Source organism: Xanthomonas sp. SHU 166 (genome assembly GCF_000364685.1).
GTDB lineage: Bacteria > Pseudomonadota > Gammaproteobacteria > Xanthomonadales > Xanthomonadaceae > Xanthomonas_A > Xanthomonas_A sontii.
Window position 1 is genome coordinate 1 of record NZ_AQOJ01000098.1, and the last position, 7,875, is coordinate 7,875.

Here is a 7,875-nt window from a genome sequence, read left to right on the forward strand (position 1 = left end):
TGCGGCGCGCGCAGCGGCAGCGCCGCGGCGGACCTGGCGCGATGAGGCTGTCCGACGTCTCCATCACCCGGCCGGTGTTCGCCGCGGTGATGAGCCTGTTGCTGGTGGTGTTGGGGGTAATGGCGTACAGCCGGCTGACCCTGCGCGAGCTGCCGGCGATCGATCCGCCGATCGTGTCGGTGGAGGTGCGCTACCCCGGCGCCTCGGCGGCGGTGGTGGAGAGCCGCATCACCCAGGTGCTGGAGGACGCGCTGGCCGGTATCGAAGGCATCGAGACGATCCAGGCGCGCAGTTCCAACGGCGTGGCCGACATCAGCATCGAGTTCCGCGCCACCCGCGACATCGAGGCCGCCGCCAACGACGTGCGCGACGCGGTCAGCCGCGTGCTCGACCGCCTGCCCGACGAGGCCGACGCGCCGGAGATCGCCAAGGTCGAGGCCGATGCCGACGCCATCCTGTGGCTCAACATGAGCTCCAGCACGATGGATGCGCTGCAGCTGTCCGACTACGCCGAACGCTACGTGGTGGATCGCCTGTCCAGCATCGACGGCGTGGCGCAGGTGCGCCTGGGCGGGCGCCAGCGCTATGCGATGCGGATCTGGCTGGACCGCGACCAGTTGGCCGCGCGCGATCTCACCGTGGCCGACGTGGAGAACGCGCTGGCCCGCGAGAACGTGGAACTGCCGGCCGGCCGCCTGGAGTCGGCCGACCGCGACTTCACCCTGCGCGTGGAGCGCAGCTACCGCGCACCGGCGGATTTCGCCACGATTCCGCTCGGCAAGGGCCGCGACGGCTACGTGGTGCGGCTGGGCGACGTGGCCAAGGTGGAACTGGCCTCGGCCGAGCGCCGCGCCTACTTCCGCAGCAACGGCGTGCCCAACGTAGGCCTGGGCATCGTCAAGACCTCCACCGCCAACAGCCTGGATGTGGCCCGCGCCGCGCGCGCGGCCGCGCAGCAGATCCAGCAGTCCCTGCCCAAGGGCACGCAGATCTTCGTCGCCTTCGATTCCACCGTGTTCATCGATGCCTCGGTGGAACGCGTCTACCACACCCTGATCGAGGCGGTGGTGCTGGTGCTGGTGGTGATCTGGCTGTTCCTGGGCAGCGTGCGCGCGGCGCTGATTCCGGCGGTGACGGTGCCGGTGTGCCTGGTGGCCGCGTTCATCGCGCTGTATGCGTTCGGCTTCTCGATCAACCTGCTGACGCTGCTTGCCCTGGTGCTGTGCATCGGCCTGGTGGTGGACGATGCGATCGTGGTGGTGGAGAACATCCAGCGACGCGTCGACCTGGGCGAACCGGCGCTGGTGGCGGCGCGGCGTGGCACCGCGCAGGTCGCCTTCGCGGTGATCGCCACGACCGCGGTGCTGGTGGCGGTGTTCCTGCCGGTCGGGTTCCTCGAAGGCAACACCGGGCGCCTGTTCCGCGAACTGGCGGTGGCGCTGGCCGCAGCCGTGGCGATCTCCGCCTTCGTCGCGCTGACCCTGACCCCGATGATGTCGTCCAAGCTGCTCAAGGCGCACGCGCGCGAGAAGCCCAACCGCGTGCATGGCTGGGTCGAGGCGCGGCTGCAGGGGCTGAGCGCGCGCTATCGGCGCGTGCTCGAGCGCCACGTCGGCCGCGCCTGGGTGTTCGGCGCGCTGATGCTGGCGGCGCTGGCGGCCAGCGCGCTGCTGGCGCGGATGATTCCTTCGGAACTGGCGCCGGCCGAGGACCGCGGCTCGTTCCAGGTGATGATCGATGCGCCGGAAGGCGCCGGCTTCGACTACACGGTGGGGCAGATGCACCAGGTCGAGGCCATCCTCGACCGCCACCGTGGCGACGGCCAGCCGATCGCGCGCGCCAATCCGCGCGTGCCCGGCAGTTTCGGCGCCAGCGAGGAGATGCACACCGGCCGGGTCAGCGTGTTCCTGCGCGACTGGAGCGACCGCGACGTGGCCACCGCCGACGTCGCCGCGACGCTGCAGGAAGAGTTGCGCGCCTTGCCCGGCGTGCGTGCGCGCACCCAGGTCGGCGGCGGCCTGGTCAACAGTCGCGGGCAACCGTTCCAGATCGTGCTCGGCGGTCCCGACTACGCCGAGATCGCGCAATGGCGCGACCGCCTGCTCGCGCGCATCGCCGACAACCCCGGCCTGGTCGGGGCGGACTCGGACTACAAGGAAACCCGGCCGCAGATGCGCGTGGAGATCGACCGCCAGCGGGCAGCCGACCTCGGCGTGCCGGTGACCGAGATCGGCCGCGCGCTGGAGACGCTGATGGGCGCGCGCCAGGTCACCACCTTCGTCGACAACGGCGAGGAGTACGACGTGATGCTGCAGGCCAGTCGCGACGGCCGCGCCGATCCGGCCGACCTGGCGGCGATCCGGGTACGCGCCGACAGCGGCCAGCTGATCCCGCTGTCCAACCTGGTGACCCTGCGCGAAGTCGCCGAGCCGGGCAACCTGCACCGCTTCAACCGCCTGCGTGCCATCACCATCAACGCCGGCCTGGCCCCGGGCTATCCGCTCGGCGAGGCGATTGCCTGGGCGCAGCAGGTGGCGCGCGAGGAACTGCCCGATTACGCGCAGCTCGACTGGAAGGGCGAATCGCGCGAGTACCAGAAGGCCGGCGGCGCGGTGCTGCTGACCTTCGCCCTGGCCTTGCTGATCGTGTATCTGGTGCTGGCGGCGCAGTTCGAGAGCTTCATCCACCCGCTGGTGATCATGCTGACCGTGCCCCTGGGCGTGCTCGGCGCGCTGATCGGCCTGGCGATCAGCGGCGGTACGCTCAACCTGTTCAGTCAGATCGGCATCGTGATGCTGGTCGGGCTGGCGGCCAAGAACGGCATCCTGATCGTCGAGTTCGCCAACCAGTTGCGCGATGCCGGGCGCAGCGTGCGCGACGCGATTGTAGAGGCCTCGGCGGTGCGCCTGCGGCCGATCCTGATGACCTCGCTGGCCACCGTGGTCGGCGCGATCCCGCTGGTGGTCGCCGGCGGCCCCGGATCGGCCAGCCGCGCCACCATCGGCATCGTGGTGATCTTCGGCGTGTCGGTGTCCACGCTGCTGTCGCTGTTCGTGGTGCCGGCCTTCTATGCGCTGCTGGCGCCGTACACGCGCTCGCCGGACGCGGTGCAGCAGCGCCTGCAGCAACTGGAAGCGCAGACCCCGTCGGTCGGCGGCCACGCCTGAGCCGGGCCGCTCAGGCAGCGGCGTTCAGGCCGGATCGACGCGCGACGGCGCCAGCGGCTGCGGCGCGCAGCGCGGCTGCTGCAGCAGGTGTACGAACTGCGCGGCGATCACCGCGCCACCGAAATGGCGCTGCACGAAGTCGCGCCCGGCCTGGCCCATGCGCTGGCGCCGTTCGCTGTCGCACAGGCGCAGGATCGCATCGCGCCAGCCGTCCACGTCGCCGGGCGTGAGCAGTTCGCCGCTGACCCCGGGGTCCAGCGTCTCCGCGGTGCCGCCGACGTGGCTGGCCAGCACCGGCACGCCACTGGCCTGCGCCTCCACCGAGACCCGGCCGAAGGTTTCCGGCGCCAGCGACGGGAACGCCAGCATCGACATCGCGTTGTAGTAGGGCGTGGTGTCGTTGACCCAGCCGACGAAACGGTGGCGCTCGCCGTGCGGCTGCGCTGCAGCCTGCGCCTGCAACTGCGTCGCGTCCGGGCCGTCGCCCAGCCACAGGCAGTGCAGCCGCGGCTCCTCCGCCATCGCCGCCCCAGCGGCTTCCAGCAGCGGGAAGATGCCCTTGCCGGCATGCATGCGCCCGCTGTAGCCGAGCACGATCGCATCCTCGGGCAGGCCCTGGGCGGCGCGGATGGCGCGGCCGCGTTCCGGATCCGGGCGCAGCCGCTCCATGGTCACCGGGTTGTACAGCACCTGCACCAGCGCCTCCGGCACGCCGCGCTCCAGGTAGGCCTGGCGCGCGTAGTGCGACACCGCGAAGAAGCGCGCCGCCAGGCGCGGGATCGCATAGCCGGACAGCGCACTCATCGCCGGTGTGCGGTGGCGGAACAGCGTGACCGGGATGCCCAGCACGCGTCCGGCCAGCAGCAGCGGCCAGTATTCCTTGCCGAAGTTGCCGACCAGCCAGTCCGGCCGACTGCGCCGCGCCACGCGCAGCAGCGGCCGGTAGCCGTCCGGGTCCAGCACGTTGCGGAAGTGCCCGACGTGCACGGTGATGCCGCTGCGGCGCAATTCGTCGGCGATCAGGCCGCCCTCGCAGGCGATGACCTCGACCTGATGGCCGACGCCGGCCAGCGCCTGCGCCAGCGCCACGAAATGGGTGGCCGCGCCGGTGTTTTCGGGATTGGTGCCGACGAACAGGAATTTCATCCGCGCCGGTCCTCGTAGGCGGTGAAGGCGCGCAGCGCGAACTGCGGCAGCAGGTGATGGCGCGCGACCTGGATGCGCGGGTAGCGCATGGGGTCCGAGCCGGCCGGGGCGCGGCCGCGGCGGGTGCTGGTGGCGGCGGTGTAGCCGGCCTCGCGCACCACGTCGGCGACGCGGTCGTCGACATCGCCATAGGGGTAGCAGAACTGCGGCACCGCCTCGCCGAGCAGGTCCTCCAGCTCGCGCTTGCAGCCGCCGATCTCCTCGCGCAGCGCCGCATCGCTGCAGCCGGTCAGGTGCGGGTGCGAGCGGGTATGCGCGCCGATCTCCATGCCGCCGGCGCGCCACTGGCGCAGCTCGGCGAGGTTCATCAGCGGCTTCTCGATGCCCAGCTTCTGCGCATCCCACACGTTGTGGCGGCCGATGCAGCCGCTGACCATGTACACCGTGGCGGTGAAACCCAGCCGCTGCAGCACCGGCAGCGCCGCGTGCAGGTTGTCCAGGTAGCCGTCGTCCAGGGTGACCACCGCGACCTTGCCCTGGCGCTCGCCACGCAGGTACGGCATGGCATCGGACATGGACACGCCGCGGTAGCCCAGCCGCTGCAGCAGGCGCATCTGCCGGGCGAAGCGGCCCGGGCTCACGTACAGGCTGCGGTACACCTGCAGGTGCCGCGGCGCCTCGGCCACGTTGTGGTACATGAAGATCGGAATGCGGGCCGTGGCGGCGGTGTCGGAGGGCATCGGGGAACGGCTCTTGGGACAGAAGGGCGAGGTGCGGCGCGGGAGTCTACCGGGCCTGGCTTTCGCTGGTCTGTCGGGTAAAACCCTCAGCCGTAGACGATCGCGCCGCCGTGCAGGCCGCGGCCGGCGGCTATGCTGCGCTTCCCTTGCCGCAGGAGCCGCCGATGTCCGAGACCGCCGCTGCCGCCCCCTGGCGCGATCTGCAACTGCATCTGGACGGCATCGTGCTGCGGCGCTGGCGTGCCGAGGACCTGGATGCGCTGGTCCGCCACGCCGACGACGCCCAGGTGGCGCGCGGGCTCAGCCGGCGCTTTCCGCATCCCTACACGCGCGCCGACGGCGAGGCCTTCCTGGGCGGGCAGGTGATCGACCTGAACGACCCGGTGCTGGCGATCGAGATCGGCGGCGAGGCCTGTGGCGGGATCGGCCTGCATGCAGCGGCGCAGCCGGCGCCGGAGCGGGCCGAGCTCGGCTACTGGCTTGGCCGCGCGCACTGGGGCCAGGGCCGGATGACCCGCATCGTCGCCGCCTACCTGGACTGGGCGGTGCCGGCGTTGCGCCTGCAGCGGATCGAGGCGTTGACGCTACCAGACAACCATGGCTCGGCGCGCGTGCTGCAGAAGAACGGCTTCGTTGAGATCGGTACGCGCCGCGAACTGTCGTTGCGCGATGGACAACCGCGCGATTTGCGCCTGTTCGCGCGGACCCGGGCGGCGGCCTGAGTCGCGCGTCGCCCGTGCGAGCGACGCGCGCGGGCCACGGCTTCAGTAGGAAATGGTGGCCGAGGTCGCGGTGGTGTCCACCGCGTAGTTGCATTGCACGTCCAGGCCCGAGCTGTCGCTGTACGACACCCACGCCGGCGACGCCACCTTCTGCATGCGGTAGTCGTAGACGCCGATCGCATCGAAGGTGATGCTCCCGTCCGGCGGATACTGGTCGCAGCTGTCCACCGCATAGACTTCCAGCGCGCCGCCCACCACCAGGTGCGTCCCGGAGTTGATGTCGTAGGTGGTGCTGAGCCGCACGCTCTGACCGGTGGTGACGTTGCGCGTGTCGACGTTCCAGTTCGTGCAGGGCAGGCCGTTGTTGCAGGTGGCGTAGGTGTCGCCGACGATCCGGTCGCCGGCCCTGGCCGCGATGAAGTCGCTGTGCCACACCATGCCGTCCTGGCAGCAGTTCCAACTGCTCAGGTCCCAGCTGTCGTTGTAGCCGCGGTAGCCGAGCACCGGTTGCAGGATCGTGGGATCGTCGCTCTGCATCCCCGGGAAGAAGTACACCGTCTGCTGCGCCACGTTGGTCGGGTTCTGCGGCACCGTCCAGCTGGCCACGATGCGCCCCATCTTGTTGCCGGTCACGTCGATGGCCGACTGCACCCAGTCGTGGGTGATCGGCGGCGGCACCGCGCCGTGCGCGCGTGCTGCCCGCAGCGCCGCGCCAGCGCGGATCGGCTGGCCGTCCAGGCCACGTCCGTCGGGGTGGACGCGGGTGCCGTTGGGGGTGAAGTTGTCCTGGGTGCAGGCCTGCGCCTGTTCACGCACGCCATCGGCATGCTGCAGGGCACCGTTGGCGAGCACGCGGTCGCTGCGATGGACCTGGCGCACGCAGGCCGGCGCGAAGTAGCCGAACGGCGTCTGGATGTAGTCGTCGGGGACGTTGGTGGGCTTGTGCGCGGCGGGCAGGGCGCCGACCCGCGCCAGGCGGGCGTCGGGCGCGGCGGTCTGGGCCAGTGCGCTGGCGCTCAGGCCGAGCAGGGGCAGCATCAGCAGCAGGGCGGCGTGCACGCAGCGGCGTGCGGACGAGGAAAACGGACGGATGTCGGAGTGCATGGGAATCGCCTTGTCGTGAGAATGCGGAGTGCGTTCTCGGGAGCCCGCGGAGCACGGCGCTGCGCGATGCGGCGGCGCAGGCCATCGCAGGTATCCCGTCTGCGAAGCGAATGGCACGGTGATGGTGGGTCGATGGCGCCTGCATGGTGGCGGAAGGAGCGGCGACAATGGACCCGATGCGCACGCCAGGCTTGTCGGATTTGCGCATGCGCTGCCGCGAATTCCGCACGGTGGAAGGCGGGAGCGAACCACTTCACGGTGCGGCCGGAATGCGGGTTGCGCTTTGCGGTGCATGACGTAGACAAGTCTCGGGGCCGCGCTGCGTCATGCCGGGGCAGCCAGTGGGGCGCGGATGAGCGAAAATCCCCAAAGCGCGCCGTCCCGGGCGCGCGCCCCATGCGTTTTTCAGGAGAGTCCCATGCGTCATGCCCTTCGTTCCCGCTGTGCCGCGTCGGCGCGGTGCGCCTGCGCCGCGGGCGTGCGCCGATGACCTCGCCCTGGGGCAACCGCCCACGCGGTGGGAATCCCCCCTCTCCCCCCGGGAGAGGGGCCGGGGGTGAGGGTGCAGCGGCGACCAACCGCAACGAACTGCGCCTCTACGGCCTCAACGCGGTGCGCGCGGTGTACGCGCGGCGGCCGGAGGCGATCCGCAAGCTGTACCTGAGCGAGGCGCGGATCCCGGCATTGCAGCCGCTGCTGAAGTGGTGCGTGGCCAACCGGGTCGGCTACCGCGTGGTGGACGAGGCCGATCTGCACAAGCTCGCCGCCAGCAGCCACCACGAGGGCGTGGTCGCCGACGTGCTGCGCGTCGCGCCGCTGGCCCTGGCCGACTGGCTGCAGGCGCTGGCGCCGGGTCCGGCGCTGGCGCTGTGGCTGGATGGCGTGGGCAATCCGCACAATTTCGGCGCGATCCTGCGCTCGGCGGCGCACTTCGGCGTGGGCGCGATCCTGTTGCCGGAGCAGGCCGCACTGGCGCTGTCCGGTGCCGCCGCGCGA

At 71.2% G+C, this 7,875-nt stretch carries 6 protein-coding genes; 3 read left to right on the top strand and 3 right to left on the bottom strand.

Features of this window, described 5'->3' with window-relative positions:
* Nucleotides 1-41 precede the first annotated feature (41 nt).
* Nucleotides 42-3,167: an efflux RND transporter permease subunit gene (locus tag D180_RS04130; RefSeq protein WP_043090447.1), complete on the top strand. Its 3,126-nt coding sequence runs from the start codon at nucleotides 42-44 to the stop codon at nucleotides 3,165-3,167.
* 24 nt (nucleotides 3,168-3,191) lie between these two features.
* Here the strand turns inward: D180_RS04130 and D180_RS04135 are convergent, their stop codons facing one another.
* Together D180_RS04135 and D180_RS04140 are read right to left on the bottom strand one after the other, a co-directional pair.
* A complete protein-coding gene (locus tag D180_RS04135) occupies nucleotides 3,192-4,313 on the bottom strand; it encodes a glycosyltransferase family 4 protein (protein WP_017911795.1) in 1,122 nt (373 codons plus the stop codon).
* The gene (locus D180_RS04140) at nucleotides 4,310-5,053 is read right to left on the bottom strand and encodes a polysaccharide deacetylase family protein (protein WP_010341794.1); all 744 of its coding nucleotides are present in this window, start codon (nucleotides 5,051-5,053) and stop codon (nucleotides 4,310-4,312) included. The genes D180_RS04135 and D180_RS04140 overlap by 4 nt, the downstream gene beginning before the upstream one ends.
* Nucleotides 5,054-5,217: 164 nt before the next feature.
* Between D180_RS04140 and D180_RS04145 the strand changes: the two genes are divergently transcribed.
* The gene (locus tag D180_RS04145) at nucleotides 5,218-5,775 is read left to right on the top strand and encodes a GNAT family protein (RefSeq protein ID WP_043090449.1); all 558 of its coding nucleotides are present in this window, start codon (nucleotides 5,218-5,220) and stop codon (nucleotides 5,773-5,775) included.
* Between the two features lie 42 nt (nucleotides 5,776-5,817).
* On the opposite strand, the gene D180_RS04150 is transcribed toward D180_RS04145, so the two are convergent.
* The gene (locus D180_RS04150) at nucleotides 5,818-6,879 is read right to left on the bottom strand and encodes a hypothetical protein (protein ID WP_017911797.1); all 1,062 of its coding nucleotides are present in this window, start codon (nucleotides 6,877-6,879) and stop codon (nucleotides 5,818-5,820) included.
* Between the two features lie 486 nt (nucleotides 6,880-7,365).
* Between D180_RS04150 and D180_RS04155 the strand changes: the two genes are divergently transcribed.
* Nucleotides 7,366-7,875, top strand: a 510-nt coding sequence (locus tag D180_RS04155; RefSeq protein ID WP_304412377.1) for an RNA methyltransferase substrate-binding domain-containing protein, incomplete at its 3' end; no start/stop codon positions are given.